Raw genomic sequence first — 19,117 nt, 5'->3', positions numbered from 1 at the left:
GCACTGCCTGCCTTTGCGCAAGCTACTGCTACTGACACTTGTGATGCATCGGTAACGTTGACTTTCAATGATGTGATTACCCCAGGCAACTGTGCCGGAAATTACAGTGTAACCCGAACATGGACTGCTACAGATGATTGTGGAAACTTCTCCACCGCTACGCAAACCATCAACGTTCAGGATATCACTGCACCGGTAATCGCTGCTTTACCAGCTCCATCAACAATCAATTGTCCAGCACTTCCTGCCTTTGCGCAAGCTACTGCAACTGACACTTGTGATGCATCGGTAACGTTGACTTTCAATGATGTGACTACCCCAGGCAACTGCGCCGGAAATTACAGTGTAACCAGAACATGGACTGCTACGGATGATTGTGGAAACTTCTCCACCGCTACGCAAACCATCAATGTTCAGGATATCACTGCGCCGGTAATCGCTGCTTTACCAGCTCCATCAACGATCAATTGTCCAGCACTTCCTGCCTTTGCGCAAGCTACTGCTACTGACACTTGTGATGCATCGGTAAGGTTGACTTTCAATGATGTGACTACCCCAGGCAACTGTGCCGGAAATTACAGTGTAACCAGAACATGGACTGCTACGGATGATTGTGGAAACTTCTCCACCGCTACGCAAACCATCAATGTTCAGGATATCACTGCACCGGTAATCGCTGCCTTACCAGCTCCATCAACGATTAATTGTCCAGCATTGCCTGCCTTTGCGCAAGCTACTGCTACCGACACTTGTGATGCATCGGTAACGTTGACTTTCAATGATGTGACTACCCCAGGCAACTGCGCCGGAAATTACAGTGTAACCCGAACATGGACTGCTACAGATGATTGTGGAAACACATCTACCGCTACGCAAACCATCAATGTTCAGGATATTACTGCGCCGGTAATCGCTGCCTTACCAGCTCCATCAACGATCAATTGTCCAGCACTGCCTGCCTTTGCGCAAGCTACTGCTACCGACACTTGTGATCCAGAGGTAACGTTGACTTTCAATGATGTGACTACCCCAGGCAACTGTGCCGGAAATTACAGTGTAACCCGAACATGGACTGCTACAGATGATTGTGGAAACTTCTCCACCGCTACGCAAACCATCAATGTTCAGGATATTACTGCGCCGGTAATCGCTGCTTTACCAGCTCCATCAACTATCAATTGTCCAGCACTGCCTGCCTTTGCGCAAGCTACTGCTACTGACACTTGTGATGCATCGGTAACGTTGACTTTCAATGATGTGACTACCCCAGGCAACTGCGCCGGAAATTACAGTGTAACCCGAACATGGACTGCTACAGATGATTGTGGAAACACATCTACCGCTACGCAAACCATCAATGTTCAGGATATCACTGCGCCGGTAATCGCTGCTTTACCAGCTCCATCAACGATCAATTGTCCAGCACTGCCTGCCTTTGCGCAAGCTACTGCTACTGACACTTGTGACCCAGAGGTAAGGTTGACTTTCAATGATGTGACTACCCCAGGCAACTGCGCCGGAAATTACAGTGTAACCAGAACATGGACTGCTACGGATGATTGTGGAAACTTCTCCACCGCTACGCAAACCATCAATGTTCAGGATATCACTGCACCGGTAATCGCTGCCTTACCAGCTCCATCAACGATTAATTGTCCAGCATTGCCTGCCTTTGCGCAAGCTACTGCTACTGACACTTGTGACCCAGAGGTAAGGTTGACTTTCAATGATGTGACTACCCCAGGCAACTGTGCCGGAAATTACAGTGTAACCAGAACATGGACTGCTACAGATGATTGTGGAAACACATCTACCGCTACGCAAACCATCAATGTTCAGGATATTACTGCGCCGGTAATAGCTGCTTTACCAGCTCCATCAACGATCAATTGTCCAGCACTTCCTGCCTTTGCGCAAGCTACTGCTACTGACACTTGTGATGCATCGGTAACGTTGACTTTCAATGATGTAACTACCCCAGGCAACTGCGCCGGAAATTACAGTGTAACCAGAACATGGACTGCTACAGATGATTGTGGAAACACATCTACTGCCACGCAAACCATCAATGTTCAGGATATTACTGCACCGGTAATCGCTGCCTTACCAGCTCCATCAACAATCAATTGTCCAGCACTTCCTGCCTTTGCGCAAGCTACTGCTACCGACACTTGTGATCCAGAGGTAACGTTGACTTTCAATGATGTGACTACCCCAGGCAACTGCGCCGGAAATTACAGTGTAACCCGAACATGGACTGCTACAGATGATTGTGGAAACACATCTACCGCTACGCAAACCATCAATGTTCAGGATATTACTGCGCCGGTAATCGCTGCCTTACCAGCTCCATCAACGATCAATTGTCCAGCACTGCCTGCCTTTGCGCAAGCTACTGCTACCGACACTTGTGATCCAGAGGTAAGGTTGACTTTCAATGATGTGACTACCCCAGGCAACTGTGCCGGAAATTACAGTGTAACCAGAACATGGACTGCTACGGATGATTGTGGAAACTTCTCCACCGCTACGCAAACCATCAACGTTCAGGATATCACTGCACCGGTAATCGCTGCCTTACCAGCTCCATCAACGATCAATTGTCCAGCACTGCCTGCCTTTGCGCAAGCTACTGCTACTGACACTTGTGACCCAGAGGTAAGGTTGACTTTCAATGATGTGACTACACCAGGCAACTGTGCCGGAAATTACAGTGTAACCAGAACATGGACTGCTACAGATGATTGTGGAAACACATCTACCGCTACGCAAACCATCAATGTTCAGGATATTACTGCGCCGACTCTTACTTGTCCAGCTAATCAAACAGTTGATTGTGGTGTTGAACCTGTTTTTGGCATTCCAACAATAAGTGATGGTTGTGATCCAAATCCAACTTTGAATGATTTAGGTATTACAACTAGAAACAATCCTGATGGTTCAGTGACTTACACAAAAACTTGGAGTGCTACTGACGCTTGTGGTAATACATCCGCTACTTGTAGTCAAAGTATCACAGTAAGTGCCTGTGAGGGATGTACTCTAGGATATTGGAAAAACCATACAGATAGATGGTGTTCTGCTTATACTCCTTCAATGTTGTTTGGTGATGTGTTTGTAAATGCACCGTCTAATCTTGCGAATCTAACTTTGTTGCAAGCTCTAAATTTAGGAGGCGGAGGTATTTTTAACTTAGCTCGTCAAGGAGTAGCCGCTTTATTGAACGCATGTAGTGATGAAGTTGATTTTCCAGCGCCTTATTCTAGTAATCCTCAATCAGTAATAGACGCTGTTAACGCAGCCTATTTAGCTGGTGGAAGTGCACCTGGCAAATTAGCAACTCAATTGGATGTCCTTAATAACACAGGTTGTCCATTGGGAGGAACCAGCGCTACCCATAAAGAAGATAGTTTAAATACTAGCGTTGGTTTTACTGCTTTTCCGGTTCCTTTTAAAGATAAGCTTACTATTAGATACGATTTTGATTATGTATCTGATGTGGTGATCGATGTGTATAATGCACAAGGAGTTTCAGTACTTTCAAAAACAGATACCAATAGTTATTTGAACAAAGAAGTTACTTTACACCTTCATTCGTACAAAGGTCAAGAGCAAGTTTATGTTGTTAGACTGACTACTAATCGAGGAAGCAGCGTGAAAAAAGTGATGTCCTCAAAATAATTTTTAATAATCATCTGGTCCAGAAAAATGAAACGGATTAGAATATAAAATTAAACCTCGAAAGTTAAAATTTTCGAGGTTTTTTTATTTCTTTTTCAGTCCTTTTTCACTCCTTTTCTATGTCAGTTTATTTTATTCTTATTTATGCTGCGTTTAGATAAAATTTAAATGTAAGATTATATTTTAAAATACTGAAAATCAATTATTTACAATTATAATTAACGAATTTTTAGTTTTTTTTTTGCATAGTAATTTTCTTAATCAGAGGGTTTTTTATCGGATAAATTTGTTGTTTATCTGATTTATTTTTGTTTTTTTAATCCCGTTTTGATCCATTGATTATCTTTAATACAGTAAAAAAACAATTCAATTCTAATCTGTTTTTTAAAACAGATTACGGGTAAAAAAGAGTTGGTTATTGCTCCCCACAATAAAATATCCTTTTGATGATTGTGTTCTTCATAAACTTGTTTTTTGAAGGTGTGTTTTAGTAGAGCTAGTTTTATCGATCAAATCGGAAAACTTTTTGTTTTTCTTCGTCTTACTTATTTATTAATTTAAATTAAGGTTTTTAAGTTTTTTTTAAGCCCCATTTTGGTTAATAAAAGTTTGTTTATTCCCCAAAATAAAATATTCTTTTGATGATGGAGTACTTCGTAAAGTTGTTTATGAAGGCGTTTTATTTTTCTACAGATTTTTTATCCCCAAGTCGACTGGTTTCCTGCTTTTTAACAATTATGGTGTTAAAACTTTAGTATCATGAAAAAGATTACTATTTCGAATTTTTTCGATGTATTATCCCGTAAAATGATTAGTTCGTTTTTAACAAAAGAGAGCGTTTTTAGAAACTTCGTGCCATTTTTATCAATATTCTTTTTGTTTTTTTCTTCACAAATTTATGGACAGTTTGCTAATGTAAACCCACCCTTAGGTGGATTCGCTATTGATGGAGGTTTAAGAGCCAATACACCAACAAGTCCTAGCCCATTCACAACTAACCAGGGTGATTGGTACCCCGGAACTGGAGGTACTGGTTTGTCTGTTTTTGAAAATTCAGGTAATGTGATAGCGCCGGCTACCTCTGAAACAAGTGGACGTGCAGCTGCTGAGCCTTATAATGGCAATGACAACGTTTTTACTAATGGTAGTAAATTTAATGATTTTGTGTCCTCTTTAAGATGGTTTCAAAATTCTGCGCCGGATAAAAACGATATTAATAATGCATTGTATCATGTATCACGTGACGGCAATAATCAGCAATGGATCTTTATTTCAGGGGATCGTTTGTCTACTAATGGAACCAGTTATATTGATTTTGAATTATTGCAAGGTGGTATTGTCCAAAACACCAACGGTACTTTTACCGGTACTCCGGTACTAAGTAAACCAAATGGTGGCGGTAGAACAGAAAATGATGTTATCATTTCTATGGAATATACCAATGGTGGATCAAAGCCTAATGTATTTATCTACCAATGGAAGGGGAGCGGAAATAATTGGTCCTACCAACAAGTACCATCTTCAGCGGCGTTATTGGCCAATGCATTTGCTGAAACCAACAGAGCGGGTGCGGAAACTAATCTGCCCTATTCTGCATTTGGTAGCGCCACTTATCAACAATTTGCTTTTGTAGAAGCGGCCGTTAATGTTACTTATCTAACTAATATACTTGGAGGCACAAGTTGCAGTAATCTTAACATAAAAACGTTATGGGTTAAAACAAAGGCTTCCGCTTCTTCAACGGCTGCTCTCAAAGACTTTATAACCCCTATTCCTGTGGATCTAGTTTTTGGTAGCACGGACATTGACCCTATTTCTGCAAAATGTGCAAGCGATAATACAGCTTATCTTTTATCAGCAACACCATCCGGTGGTGTTTTTACCGGACCGGGTGTGACTCCGATAGCTCCAGCTGTCCCTGCTGACGGCAAATATTATTTCACACCTTCTAATGCAGGTGGTGACGGGACTAAAACTATTACTTATGTTACCGCTGATGGCAGTTGTACAACAACAGAACCGATTGTAGTAAATCCATTACCAACTGCGACAGCAAGTAACAATGGTCCTGTATGCTCTGATACAACCACTATAACATTAAATGAAACTGGTGGCGATGCGGTATCATGGTCGTGGGTTAGCGACGGAAGTGCTACCATAACCGATCCCACTGATCAAAATCCAACGGCGACAGGATTTGTTCATGGTGAGAAATTTACAGTAACCGTTACAGATGCTAATGGCTGTACATCAACAGCGAATACTACAATTACAGTAAATGACAATCCTGGTACGCCAGGTGTAAGTTACACTCCACCTACATGTACTCAAAACACTTTCAGTATTACCGTCTCTGGTGTAATCAGTGGTGGTAGTTATACAGTACTGGATAAAAATGGAAATGCGATTTCAGGAATTTCTCCATCAGTACCTTATGAGGCTCCAAATGGCAGTAATATTGTATTTAGTAATATTCCTGCAGGATCGGGTTATCAGGTTTCTGTTTCAGTTGGTGACTGTAGTTCTGATGCTAACAGTTGCCCGGCAGCTGCTAAACTCATTAGCTCAGCTCCCAAAACAAAAGAAATAATCGCTCCAATCGCTGCGAAAATTGAAACTGCGGGTTTTGACGCATATCCAGTTCCTTTCAAAGATTTGCTAACTGTCAAATACAATTTTGATTATGCATCCGATGTAAAAATTGAGGTATTCAATGCGCAAGGTATTTCAATACTTTCAAAAATCGATACTAATGGTTATCTAAACAAAGAAATTACGCTAGACCTTCGTTTGAACAAAGGAAAAGAACAAGTGTATGTTGTGAAAGTAACCACTAATAGAGGAAGCAGTGTGAAAAAAGTAATATCATCCAGATAGACTTATTAATAATTGTCTAATCCACCACAAAAGAGTAACCCGGATTAGAATATACTAATAAACCTCGAAAGTAAAATTTTCGGGGTTTATTTACCTCTTTTTTAATTGTGTTTGAAGTTGTTTTTATTAAAACAATTTATTGGTAATAAAAGAATCTAGTTATTGCTCCCCACAATACAATATCCTTTTGATGACGGATTTCTTCAAAAAGAAATTTTTGAAGGTGTTTTTTTTATGCAAATTTTTATATCCCAAGTCTGCATTTTCCAGCTATATAACAAGTATGGTGTTAAAACTTCATTATCATGGAAAAAAAATCACTCCTCACGTTTTTCGAAATTTTATCGAACAAAATTAAATTTTGCTTTTTAACGAAAGATAAGGTTTCTGCATTAGGTTTTTTAATGTCTAATTTATTAAATTTTAATCCCAAATTACAAAATACGGCCCTTGTAAAATGGTATTCCCATAATAACGTTTCAAAATTACGGGATAAAGGATTATCATATTCTTTTAGGAACTTGATGGCATTTTCATCAATATTCTTTTTGTTTTTTTCTTCACAAATTTATGGACAGTTTGCTAATGTAAACCCACCAGCGGGTGGATTCGCTATTGATGGAGGTTTAAGAGCCAATACACCAACGAGTCCTAGCCCATTCACAACTAACCAGGGTGATTGGTACCCCGGAGGTGGAGGTACTGGTTTGTCTGTTTTTGAAAATTCAGGTACTGTGATAGCACCAGCTACTACTCAAACAAGTGGACGTGCAGCTGCCGAGCCCTTTAATGGCAGTGACAACGTTTTTACTAATGGTAGTAAATTTAATGATTTTGTGTCCTCTTTAAGATGGTTTGAGAATACTGCACCGGATAAAAACGATATTAATAATGCGTTGTATCATGTATCACGTGACGGCACTAACAACCAATGGATCTTTATCTCAGGGGATCGTTTGTCTACTAATGGAACCAGTTATATTGATTTTGAATTATTGCAAGGTACTATTGTCCAAAATGCCAACGGTACTTTTACTGGTAACCCGGTAACAAGCAAGCCAAATGGTGGTGGTAGAACACTTAATGATATAATTATTTCCATGGAATATACCAATGGTGGTACAAAACCTAATGTATTTATCTACCAGTGGAAGGGTAGCGGAAATAATTGGTCCTACCAACAAGTAACATCTACTCCACAGTTATTGGCCAATGCATTTGCTGAAACCAATAGAGCGGGTGCGGAAACTAATTTGCCCTATTCTGCATTTGGCAGTACCACATATCAACAATTTGCTTTTGTAGAAGCAGCTATTAACATTAGCTATCTTTTGCAGCAATCTGGTTTATCTTGTAGCGGTCTTAACATACAAACGTTATGGGTTAAAACAAAGGCTTCGGCTTCTTCAACGGCTGCCCTCAAAGACTTTATAACCCCTATTCCTGTGAACTTTAGTTTTGGTAATTCAACAATAACCCCTATTTCACCAAAATGCGCAAGCGATACTACACCATATCTTTTATCAGCAACACCGTCTGGGGGTGTTTTTAGCGGACCGGGAGTAAGCTTTGATAATGGTAGCTATTATTTTACACCCTCCAACGCCGCTGCCGGACCGAACACTATTACTTATATTACTGCTGATGGCAGTTGTACAGCAACAGTAGACATTATTGTGAATGCAAATCCTGTTGTTTATACTTTAAGTGGCAATTCCATTTGTGCCTCAGCTGCCAATACCGGAGTTATCACATTGAGTAATTCACAGACAGGTGTCAGCTACCTGTTAAAGAAAGCAAGTGATAACACGTCTGTGCTACCTTCACAGGACGGAACAACTGGTTCTGCGCTTACATGGACAGCACTTCCGGCGGGAGTAAACTATTATGTTGTGGCTACAGGTGCGTCTCCAACAAATTGTACTTCCCAAACAGCAAATGCATCCGTTACTGAGGTCGCAAATCCTGTTGTTTATACTTTAAGCGGCAATTCCATTTGTGCCTCAGCTGCTAATACCGGAGTTATCACATTGAGCAATTCACAGACAGGTGTCAGCTACCTGTTAAAGAAAGCAAGTGATAACACGTCTGTGCTACCTTCACAGGACGGAACAACTGGTTCTTCGCTTACATGGACAGCACTTCCGGCGGGAGTAAACTATTATGTTGTGGCTACAGGCGCTGCCCCAACTAATTGTACTTCACAAACAGCAAATGCAGCTGTAACTGAAATAGCAAATCCTGTTGTTTATACCTTAAGTGGTAATTCTATTTGTGCCTCAGCTCCAAATACCGGAATTATTACATTGAGCAATTCACAAACAGGTGTCAGTTACCAGTTAAAGAAAGCAAGTGATAACACCCCTGTGCAACCGGCACAGACTGGAACAACAGGTTCTCAACTTACCTGGACAGCACTTCCGGCAGGAGTACCCTACTATGTATTGGCTACAGGTGCTGCTCCAACTAATTGTACTTCCCAAACAGCAAATGCATCTGTAACTGAAGTAGCAAATCCTGTTGTTTATACCTTAAGTGGTAATTCTATTTGTGCCTCAGCTCCCAATACCGGAGTTATCACATTGAGCAATTCACAAACAGGTGTCAGCTACCAGTTAAAGAAAGCAAGCGATAACACCCCTGTGCTACCTTCACAGAACGGAACAACTGGTTCTTCACTTACATGGACAGCACTTCCGGCAGGAGTACCCTACTATGTATTGGCTACAGGCGCTGCTCCAACTAATTGTACTTCACAAACAGCAAATGCATCTGTTACTGAAGTAGTAAATCCTGTTGTTTATACTTTAAGTGGTAATTCTATTTGTGCCTCAGCTCCCAATACCGGAGTTATCACATTGAGCAATTCACAAACAGGTGTCAGCTACCAGTTGAAGAAAGCAAGCGATAACACCCCTGTGCTACCTTCACAGAACGGAACAACTGGTTCTTCACTTACATGGACAGCACTTCCGGCAGGAGTACCCTACTATGTATTGGCTACAGGCGCTGCTCCAACTAATTGTACTTCGCAAACGGCAAATGCATCTGTAACTGAAGTAGCAAATCCTGTTGTTTATACCTTAAGTGGTAATTCTATTTGTGCCTCAGCTCCCAATACCGGAGTTATCACATTAAGCAATTCACAAACAGGTGTCAGCTACCAGTTGAAGAAAGCAAGCGATAACACCCCTGTGCTACCTTCACAGAACGGAATAACTGGTTCTTCACTTACATGGACAGCACTTCCGGCAGGAGTAAGCTACTATGTATTGGCTACAGGCGCTGCTCCAACTAATTGTACTTCGCAAACGGCAAATGCATCTGTAACTGAAGTAGCAAATCCTGTTGTTTATACCTTAAGTGGTAATTCTATTTGTGCCTCAGCTCCCAATACCGGAGTTATCACATTGAGCAATTCACAAACAGGTGTCAGCTACCAGTTAAAGAAAGCAAGCGATAACACCCCTGTGCTACCTTCACAGAACGGAACAACTGGTTCTTCACTTACATGGACAGCACTTCCGGCAGGAGTAAGCTACTATGTATTGGCTACAGGCGCTGCTCCAACTAATTGTACTTCACAAACAGCAAATGCAGCTGTAACGGAAGTGGCAAATCCTCCTGCACCAATCGTAACATACAATGCGCCTGCATGTAATGAGAGCACTTTCAGTATTACCGTCTCTGGTGTAATCAGTGGTGGTCGTTATACAGTACTGGATAAAAATGGAAATGCGATTACAGGGATTTCTCCATCAGTACCTTATGATGCTCTGAATACCAATAATATTATATTTAGTAATATTCCAGCGGGATCGGGTTATAAGGTTTCTGTTTTAAACAATGGCTGTGGTTCTTCTCCTAGCAGTTGCCCAGCAACTGCTAAAGTTATCAGTCCAAGCGCCGAAAAAACAGATACAATTGCTCCAATCGAAACAAAAATCGAAACAGCAGGTTTTGATGCATATCCAGTTCCGTTCAAAGACTTGCTTACTATCAAGTACAATTTTGATTATGTATCTGATGTGAAAATAGAGGTGTTTAATGCTCAGGGTATTTCAATACTTTCTAAATTGGACACTAATAGTTATTTGAATAAAGAAATTGTGCTAGATCTTAAATTGAATAGAGGAAAAGAACAAGTGTATATTGTGAAAGTGACTACTAATCGTGGAAGCAGTGTGAAAAAAGTAATGTCTTCTAGATAATTTTTAAAATTAATTTTAGCTAAAAAGCATCCGTTTGTCGGATGCTTTTTTATGGGTATCTCTTTTGAGATAAATCCCGAACGAGCATGCCAGTGCAAGGGCTAAGTTGATCATCAAATGAATAATTGATGGTTTTTCGAGCAAGGCTTTCTCATTGCGAATAATAAACAATTATTTCGTAGTTTACTTTGAGGAAATGGCGTTTAACGCTGTTCCTTACTTACGCTATTTTAGTTAATTTTAAATAGCCAATATGCAATAATTTCAATCGAATAATTATCGACTACAGTAACTTCCCACCATGCATTAATATGAAGTTGCCCTTTGGCTTCAGACCAAAAAGTTTTCATCTGCGAAATTAAATTTTTTAAGAAATTTCCAATTCCAAAAAAAATATCATGCTGTTCTGTTATCCTTTCTATTGGCTTGCAGCCCAGTACTATCATGTAAAGTTTTAGCTGTTTTTCCATTTTTGAATTTACAATTTTTTTAAAAAATAAAGTTTGGCACAATTCATGAATGTGTAAATAAAAATAACCATTTAAAATATTAAAATCATGAAAAAGATAATTACACTTTTGGCCATCGCAGGATTGTTTATTTTACAAAGTTGCACCGTAAATGACGATAATCCTTATGTAGACAATGATACTATCAGCGAAGTATTTGAAGTCAGCGCCTCATTTAATTCAACTAATAACTATAGTAGAATAGTGCCGCTTAATCCTCCTATTTTTACTTCGGATGTGGTTTTGGTATATCGATTATCCGGTTCCACTGCTCAGGGCGATGTATGGAAATTATTGCCTGAAACCCATTATTTTAGTGATGGAACATTAGATTTTAGTTATGATTATGATTATACTACTACAGATGTTAGTGTCTTTATGGTTGGTAATGATTTACAAGATGTTACTGCTGAATTCAGATTAAATCAAGTGCTTAGAATTGTGATAGTGCCGGCAGGTTTTGCAACTTCAATCAACAAGAATAGCTATGAATCCGTTATATCTACTTTAAAAATAAAGGAAAGCCAAATTAAAAAAATTGAAATGTAATTTTAGCTTATAAATAAATAAAAAAAGGAAATCGAAAGATTTCCTTTTTTTATGCTTGTATTTTTTACGATGGGATTGTATTAATTATTTTCTTCTGATTCTTCCTCTTTCTCTTCCTTTTTACTCATTTTTAAAGACACTATAATTCCAGTCAAAAGTGAAATTGCGATAAAAGCCAACGATACCCATTCTGGCATTTCTATAAAATCGTGAAGCAGCATTTTAAGGCCAACGAATGTCAAAATAGCAATAAGGCTGTATTCTAAATGAGCAAATTTTTCTAACATATGAGCCAAAAAGAAATACATAGATCGTAAGCCTAAAATGGCAAAGATATTCGAACTAAAAACTAAAAAAGGATCATTTGTTATGGCTAAAATTGCAGGAACACTGTCAATGGCAAATACAACATCCATTACTTCAATAACGACTAATGCTACAAAAAGAGGCGTTGCTGCGGTTATATGTCTTCTTTTTACAAAGAAATGCTCTTCGTCGATATGATTTGAGATAGGCATTATCTTCTTAAGGCTTTTATAAACGAACGATTTTTTAGGTTCAAATTTTTCATCTTCATTGGTGAACAGCATTTTCATTGCGGTATAGATCAGGAATGCACCAAAAACATAAGTAGTCCACGAAAATTTATTAATAAGCAAAACGCCAAAATAAATCATTAGTCCCCTAAAAACAATCGCGCCAAGAATTCCCCAAAACAAAACTCGATGTTGGTATTTTTGCGGAATTTTGAAAGCAGAAAAAATAATGGCAATAACAAATATATTATCAATGCTTAATGATAATTCTATTAAATAGCCTGTAATGAATTTTAGTGACGCATCCATTGGTTTCAATCCATCAGGATTTGAAATATAGTTATTACCGTACAGCCAGAATATAACTCCAGAAAATAAAAAAGATAGTGTTACCCAAACAGCAGTCCATTTACCAGCTTCTTTAGAGCTAATAATATGTGGCGTTTTATTGAAAACCCCTAAATCAAGTGCAAGAAATAGGAAGACGGCAGCTAAAAATGAAATCCAGACAATCATAAATTAAGTTATTAATTATAGGTTGAGCAAAGATACTTTTTGATTTTTTAAGTTTGAAACTTATTTTAAAATAAAGTTACGTTTGAAATATATTGATGTCTAAAAAAAAAGTGCCTTCGTAATGAAGACACTTTTAAATTATAAACAGATCAAGTTTATATAGATTCTTATACTAATTCTTCAATTAATACAGATTTTACAGTTTTTACAATTCTAGCAGCAATTTTGTATGGATCACCATTAGATGCTGGTCTTCTGTCTTCCAACCATCCTTTCCATCCTTTTTGAACAGTAATTAATGGGATTCTGATTGACGCTCCTCTATCAGAAACTCCATAAGAGAAATCATGAATAGAAGCAGTTTCGTGTTTACCTGTTAAACGTTGGTCATTATAAGCTCCGTAAACAGCAATGTGTTCTGCGGTTACAGGTCTAAATGCCTCACATATTTTTTCGTAAACTTCTTGAGAACCACATGTTCTTAATATCTCATTAGAGAAGTTAGCATGCATTCCAGAACCGTTCCAGTCGGTATCACCTAATGGTTTTGGGTGGTAATCAATATAGTAACCGTATTTTTCAGTTAAACGATCTAGTAAATATCTAGCAATCCATATTTCGTCACCTGCTTTTTTAGCTCCTTGAGCGAATAATTGAAATTCCCATTGACCACAAGCAACTTCTTGATTGATACCTTCAAAGTTAATTCCGGCAGCGATACATAAATCAGCGTGCTCTTCTACTAATCCTCTTCCGTGTGTGTTTTTACCACCTACTGAACAGTAGTACATCCCTTGTGGTGCAGGGTATCCTCCAATTGGAAATCCTAAAGGCAATAAAGTTTTAGTATCCATAATGAAATATTCTTGTTCGAAACCAAACCAGAAATCACCATCATCATCAATAGTAGCTCTACCGTTAGAAGAGTGAGCAGTACCATCCGCATTCATAACTTCTGTCATTACTAAATATCCATTGATACGTGTAGGATCTGGATAAATAGCAACAGGCACTAATAAACAATCAGATGAACCACCTTCAGCTTGTTTTGTAGATGAACCATCAAAAGACCAGTTTCCTATTTCTTCTAATGTTCCTTTGAAATTTTCGTGTTCTTCAACTTTGGTTTTACTTCTTAAGTTTTGAGTTGGTTCGTATCCATCTAACCAAATGTATTCTAACTTTATTTTAGCCATAATAATATAAATTTATTTTCTTTTTGATAATTTTCTTGTGCAAATATAAATTAATTTGTCGATGTCGTAAAATCAGGGGGTAATTTTTATTTAATGGGGTATAATTTTTAGCATTACTTCATTTTTTTAGGGGTATATTTAAAAAAATGCAATTTTAATTAGCTATAAAAATTAAATTCACAATGCTGGTTTTTTAGTCATTAATAAATAGTTAAGATTTTTATTACTTCAAAAGTGAAACGGTCAATTTTTTTATTTTAATTCTATGTTAAAAAAAGAAAGTTAAGATATGTTAATGAGAGGATTAAATATTAAAGGAATGAATTATATTTGTATGTATTTTAAATTACGATTAATATTTAAATTTATAAATTATGTCAACATTACGTTTTCAAGCTTTGAGAGAAGCTTCAACCAGAAAGCCAGTTCAATTTGAAGAAACTGATAGGAAATCAACGATTTTTGGTTCAAATGTGTTTAATGAAAAAGCAATGAAGCAATATTTGACTTCAGATGCTTTTAAAGGAGTGCAAGGTGCTGTTCAGCATGGAACTAAAATAGACAGAAAATTAGCGGATTATATCGCAATGGGAATGAAAGAGTGGGCCTTGTCAAAAGGAGTTACTCATTATACACACTGGTTTCAACCACTTACGGGAACAACCGCCGAAAAACACGATGCTTTTTTTGAGACATCATACGATGGTAGTGATCCAGTAGAAAAATTTGGTGGTGCTCAATTAGTGCAACAAGAGCCGGATGCATCTAGTTTTCCAAATGGTGGAATTAGAAACACATTTGAAGCAAGAGGGTATACAGCTTGGGATCCAACATCTCCAGCATTTATTTTTGGAACTACTTTATGTATTCCTACCGTTTTCATTTCATACACAGGAGAAGCTTTAGATTATAAAACACCTTTGTTAAGAGCTTTAATGGTGATGGACGATGCGGCTACCGAAGTATGTAAGTATTTTGATAAAAATGTAAAAAAAGTTACTGCAACCTTAGGATGGGAGCAAGAATATTTTTTAGTTGATAGAGCATTAGCAAATTCACGTCCTGATCTTATGATGACAGGAAGAACTTTGTTAGGACATACTTCTGCTAAAGGACAACAATTAGACGATCATTATTTTGGTTCTATTCCAACCCGTGCTTTAACATACATGAGAGATTTAGAGCAAGAATGTATGTTGTTAGGAATACCTGTAAAAACACGTCACAATGAAGTAGCTCCAAATCAATTTGAGTTGGCACCTATTTTTGAAGAAACAAATTTAGCAGTTGACCATAACTGTTTATTAATGGATGTGATGGAAAAAGTGGCTGAACGTCATGATTTGAAAGTGTTATTCCATGAAAAGCCTTTTAAAGGAGTTAATGGTTCAGGGAAACATAATAACTGGTCATTGGCTACAGATACTGGAGTAAACTTGTTGAGTCCAAGTAAAACTCCAATGAGTAATTTACAGTTTTTGACTTTCTTTATCAATACGATCAAAGCGGTAAATGATAATGAATCATTATTGAGAGCAGCTATTGCCTCTGCAAGTAATGATCATAGATTAGGTGCAAATGAAGCGCCACCGGCAATTATCTCTGTATTTATTGGAGAGCAATTAACAAAAGTTTTGGCTGAGCTAGAAGGTGTAACTACTGGAAAATTATCTCCTGAGGAGAAAACAGATTTAAAATTGAACGTGGTAGGTAAAATTCCGGATGTTCTTTTGGATAATACGGACAGAAACAGAACATCACCATTTGCCTTTACAGGAAATAAATTTGAGTTTAGAGCGGTAGGTTCTATGGCAAACTGTTCTAATGCAATGACTACTTTGAATGCTATTGTTGCCAAACAATTGCGAGACTTTAAAGTTGAAGTTGATGCTTTGATTGAGTCTAAAGACATGAAAAAAGACGATGCAATTTTCAATGTTTTAAGAGAGTATATCAAACAATCTAAAAAAATTCTTTTTGAAGGAGATGGATATAGTGAAGAATGGGAAATCGAAGCAGCGAAGAGAGGTTTGAGTAACTACAAAACGACTCCTGAAGCATTAAAAGCAAGGGTTTCTAAACAATCTTTAGATTTGTTTTCTGAGTTGAATATCATGAATCATATCGAGGTTGAAGCGCGTTATGAAATTGAATTAGAAGAGTATACTAAGAAAATTCAAATTGAAGGTAGAGTTTTAGGGGATATTTCTAAAAATCACGTTATTCCTACTGCAATTCGCTACCAAAATACTTTGATTACTAATGTGAAAGGTTTAAAAGATATTTTTGGATCTGATTTTGAAACAATTGCTAAAGAGCAGATTATCTTGATTAAAGAGATTTCTGGACACATCGAAGGAATCAATTCTAAAGTAGAAGAGATGACTAACGAAAGAAAAGTAGCTAACAATTTGACCAATGCTCAAGAAATGGCTGAAGCCTATTGTAATAAGGTAAAACCATATTTCGAAATTATTAGAAATCACTGTGATAAACTGGAATTACTAGTTGATAATGAACTTTGGACATTAACTAAATACAGAGAATTGTTATTTACAAAATAATAACAAGTTCACTATTTTATATTAGAAATGCCTATCTGTTGTGGATAGGCATTTTTTTATGGTTCTAAATGTTCTCTTTTAAGTCTGAAGTTGTTTACGATTTTGGAATATTTTCTCGCTGAAGGCGTTTAATTATTCGTTGACTACACCGTTTGTTCTGCTGTTGTTGGGTCAATTGTTGTGGATACTCTATTGATGGAATTCGCAGGAAATCCACCTAGCTTTGCGTGTTCACGAATCATTTCCTCGTTAGGAGCAATGTAAGTGCAGTAGATTTTGTCAGCAGTTACTTGGCTGTTAACCCACTGGATTTGGGGACCCATTTTACCCAATACTCCGCAGGAAGTTTGAGAAATGGCTTTCAATTGTTCGGCATTCAGTTTACCTGCGCCGGGAATCTCTCGTTCAATTACATATTTAGGCATGATGTTGTTGTTTTAGTTTCCTACTCGTATGGCTTTTCGGCAAGGCCCCGTTTTTTATAGTGGTCGCTGGTTTCCACTTTTCTAAGTTTAATTCTAAGTTTAAAATTTGTTAAACTTTTAAAGGTGATTTATTGATAAACTTCAATTATAATCAATATGAATTTAGGATAGTACCGATTAAAATAACCAGTATTTAAATATTAATTTTACATGTAATAATCTAACAGATAAAACATTATAACAAATTTAATAAAATAAAACTATACTTTGTAGACAGATTGTAGATTTAACGAAACACTTGAAAACCCGATAGGCAAAACCCGAAAAAAATAATTATCTTTGCCGCAAAACACATCTGCCTAAAAGCAGGTTACACAACTAAACTACATGAGTTCAGATACTTCAAAAAGATATGCACTTCGCGGTGTTTCAGCATCCAAAGAAGATGTGCATAATGCCATAAAAAACATTGATAAAGGATTATTTCCACAAGCTTTCTGCAAAATTGTCCCTGACTATTTAACCCAAGATGAAGAGTATTGTCTGATTATGCATGCTGATGGAGCAGGAACGAAATCATCTCTTGCATATATGTATTGGAAAGAAACAGGAGATATTTCCGTTTGGAAAGGCATTGCTCAAGATGCATTGATTATGAATATCGATGATTTATTGTGTGTAGGGGCAACGGATAATATTTTACTTTCTTCAACCATTGGAAGAAATAAAAACTTGATTCCTGCTGAAGTAATTTCAGCGATCATCAACGGAACCGAAGAACTGATTAAAGAACTGGATTCTTTTGGCGTGACCATTCATTCAACTGGTGGTGAAACGGCAGATGTGGGTGATATTGTCAGGACTATTATTGTAGACTCAACGGTAACAGCACGCATGAAGCGTTCCAAAGTAATTGATAATGCTAATATTAAAGCGGGCGACGTAATTGTAGGATTGGCTTCTTTTGGTCAGGCTACTTACGAGAAAAGCTATAATGGCGGAATGGGAAGCAACGGATTAACATCAGCGCGTCATGATGTTTTCGGGAAATATTTGGCAACAAAGTATCCAGAGAGTTTTGATGCTGCAGTTCCAGAAGAGTTAATTTATTCTGGGCAGGTAAATCTTACTGATACTGTCGAAAATTCACCAATCGACGCAGGACAATTAGTGCTTTCGCCTACCAGAACCTATGCGCCTATTATCAAGAAAATTTTAGACCAATATACTTCTAATGAAATTCACGGAATGGTGCATTGCAGTGGAGGAGCACAAACGAAGATTTTACATTTTGTAGAAAATCTACACATTATAAAGGACAATTTGTTTCCGGTTCCGCCATTGTTCCAGTTAATTCAAGAACAATCTAAAACGGATTGGAAGGAAATGTATCAGGTTTTCAATTGTGGACATCGTATGGAAATTTACGTTCCGGAAGCTGTAGCACAAGACATTATCGCGATTTCAAAATCGTTCAATGTTGATGCGCAAATCGTAGGTAGAGTAGCCGAAGCCGACACTAAAAAACTGACTATTACCAGCGAATACGGGACTTTCGAATATTAAAAAGTAAAACAAAATACCATGTACGAATTACTTTTTTGGAAATATCAGGACGGAATTTATCTCAACCATCACTTGGTTTATGAAGCTATTATTGAGCAGGAAATCGTCGAAGGACTAGAGGAACTGCCTGTGACGGTTATCATCAATAGAATAAATGCTGTGTTTTCAAACTGGGAAAAAGTAGATGAATATAGTTGGAAAAATACTGCAGGAAAAGGTGCTTTTCACATCAAAACAACACCACAAAGCATACAAATCGATTGTTATGGAACCGAAGGTAAAACCATGAACCTTCTCGCTGATACTATGGAGGAATTCAAATGTCCGCTGTATGATCCGCAAGTTCCGCAACGTTATGACGAAATGAATGAATAAAATTTTTGGGAGCTAATCCAGCACTCCGCTTCAATCCTCCCTAAAAAAAATATTTTTCTAAATCCTGAAAGGAGCTTCCGTTGGTTGCTCTTTCAGGACAAGAAAAATTATT

Annotated in this window: 11 protein-coding genes; 7 read left to right on the top strand and 4 right to left on the bottom strand. The window is 37.7% G+C overall.

Translation table 11 applies throughout. The features are described 5' to 3' along the window. The 3 genes from ACM55F_RS09795 to ACM55F_RS18765 form a co-directional block, all read left to right on the top strand. Nucleotides 1–3,681, top strand: a 3,681-nt coding sequence (locus ACM55F_RS09795; protein ID WP_416853617.1) for an HYR-like domain-containing protein, incomplete at its 5' end; no start/stop codon positions are given. A 759-nt stretch (nucleotides 3,682–4,440) separates the two neighbouring features. After that, nucleotides 4,441–6,558, top strand: coding sequence for a T9SS type A sorting domain-containing protein (locus ACM55F_RS09790; protein WP_416853616.1), 2,118 nt, complete (start codon nucleotides 4,441–4,443; stop codon nucleotides 6,556–6,558). Between the two features lie 305 nt (nucleotides 6,559–6,863). Continuing rightward, the gene (locus ACM55F_RS18765; RefSeq protein ID WP_465245385.1) at nucleotides 6,864–10,769 is read left to right on the top strand and encodes a T9SS type A sorting domain-containing protein; all 3,906 of its coding nucleotides are present in this window, start codon (nucleotides 6,864–6,866) and stop codon (nucleotides 10,767–10,769) included. A 230-nt stretch (nucleotides 10,770–10,999) separates the two neighbouring features. Here the strand turns inward: ACM55F_RS18765 and ACM55F_RS09780 are convergent, their stop codons facing one another. Further along, the gene (locus ACM55F_RS09780; RefSeq protein ID WP_416853615.1) at nucleotides 11,000–11,239 is read right to left on the bottom strand and encodes a DUF1543 domain-containing protein; all 240 of its coding nucleotides are present in this window, start codon (nucleotides 11,237–11,239) and stop codon (nucleotides 11,000–11,002) included. Nucleotides 11,240–11,326: 87 nt separating this feature from the next. On the opposite strand from ACM55F_RS09780, the gene ACM55F_RS09775 reads away from it, so the two are divergent. Further along, on the top strand, nucleotides 11,327–11,827 hold the full coding sequence (locus ACM55F_RS09775) for a hypothetical protein (protein WP_416853614.1): 501 nt from the start codon (nucleotides 11,327–11,329) through the stop codon (nucleotides 11,825–11,827). A gap of 80 nt (nucleotides 11,828–11,907) precedes the next feature. Here ACM55F_RS09775 and ACM55F_RS09770 read toward each other — a convergent pair whose 3' ends face one another. Continuing rightward, entirely contained in the window at nucleotides 11,908–12,879 is a 972-nt protein-coding gene (locus tag ACM55F_RS09770; protein WP_416853613.1) for a TerC family protein, read from the bottom strand. 167 nt (nucleotides 12,880–13,046) lie between these two features. Beyond that, on the bottom strand, nucleotides 13,047–14,075 hold the full coding sequence (locus tag ACM55F_RS09765) for a glutamine synthetase beta-grasp domain-containing protein (protein ID WP_416850285.1): 1,029 nt from the start codon (nucleotides 14,073–14,075) through the stop codon (nucleotides 13,047–13,049). 374 nt (nucleotides 14,076–14,449) lie between these two features. Between ACM55F_RS09765 and ACM55F_RS09760 the strand changes: the two genes are divergently transcribed. After that, nucleotides 14,450–16,639 carry a glutamine synthetase III family protein gene (locus ACM55F_RS09760; protein WP_416853612.1) on the top strand — a complete coding sequence of 730 codons (2,190 nt, stop codon included), beginning with the start codon at nucleotides 14,450–14,452 and terminating at the stop codon, nucleotides 16,637–16,639. A gap of 143 nt (nucleotides 16,640–16,782) precedes the next feature. On the opposite strand, the gene ACM55F_RS09755 is transcribed toward ACM55F_RS09760, so the two are convergent. Beyond that, a complete protein-coding gene (locus ACM55F_RS09755; protein ID WP_416853611.1) occupies nucleotides 16,783–17,064 on the bottom strand; it encodes a DUF4242 domain-containing protein in 282 nt (93 codons plus the stop codon). 387 nt (nucleotides 17,065–17,451) lie between these two features. Here ACM55F_RS09755 and ACM55F_RS09750 point away from each other — a divergent pair, with 387 nt between their 5' ends. Continuing rightward, on the top strand, nucleotides 17,452–18,630 hold the full coding sequence (locus ACM55F_RS09750) for an AIR synthase related protein (protein WP_416853610.1): 1,179 nt from the start codon (nucleotides 17,452–17,454) through the stop codon (nucleotides 18,628–18,630). A gap of 18 nt (nucleotides 18,631–18,648) precedes the next feature. Next, a complete protein-coding gene (locus ACM55F_RS09745; RefSeq protein ID WP_416853609.1) occupies nucleotides 18,649–19,005 on the top strand; it encodes a hypothetical protein in 357 nt (118 codons plus the stop codon). Nucleotides 19,006–19,117 lie beyond the last annotated feature (112 nt).

The sequence above is a fragment of the Flavobacterium melibiosi genome (assembly GCF_048158545.1).
Lineage (GTDB): Bacteria > Bacteroidota > Bacteroidia > Flavobacteriales > Flavobacteriaceae > Flavobacterium > Flavobacterium melibiosi.
The sequence above is the reverse complement of the archived record's forward strand: the minus strand, read 5'-3'. Positions and strand labels throughout refer to the sequence as shown.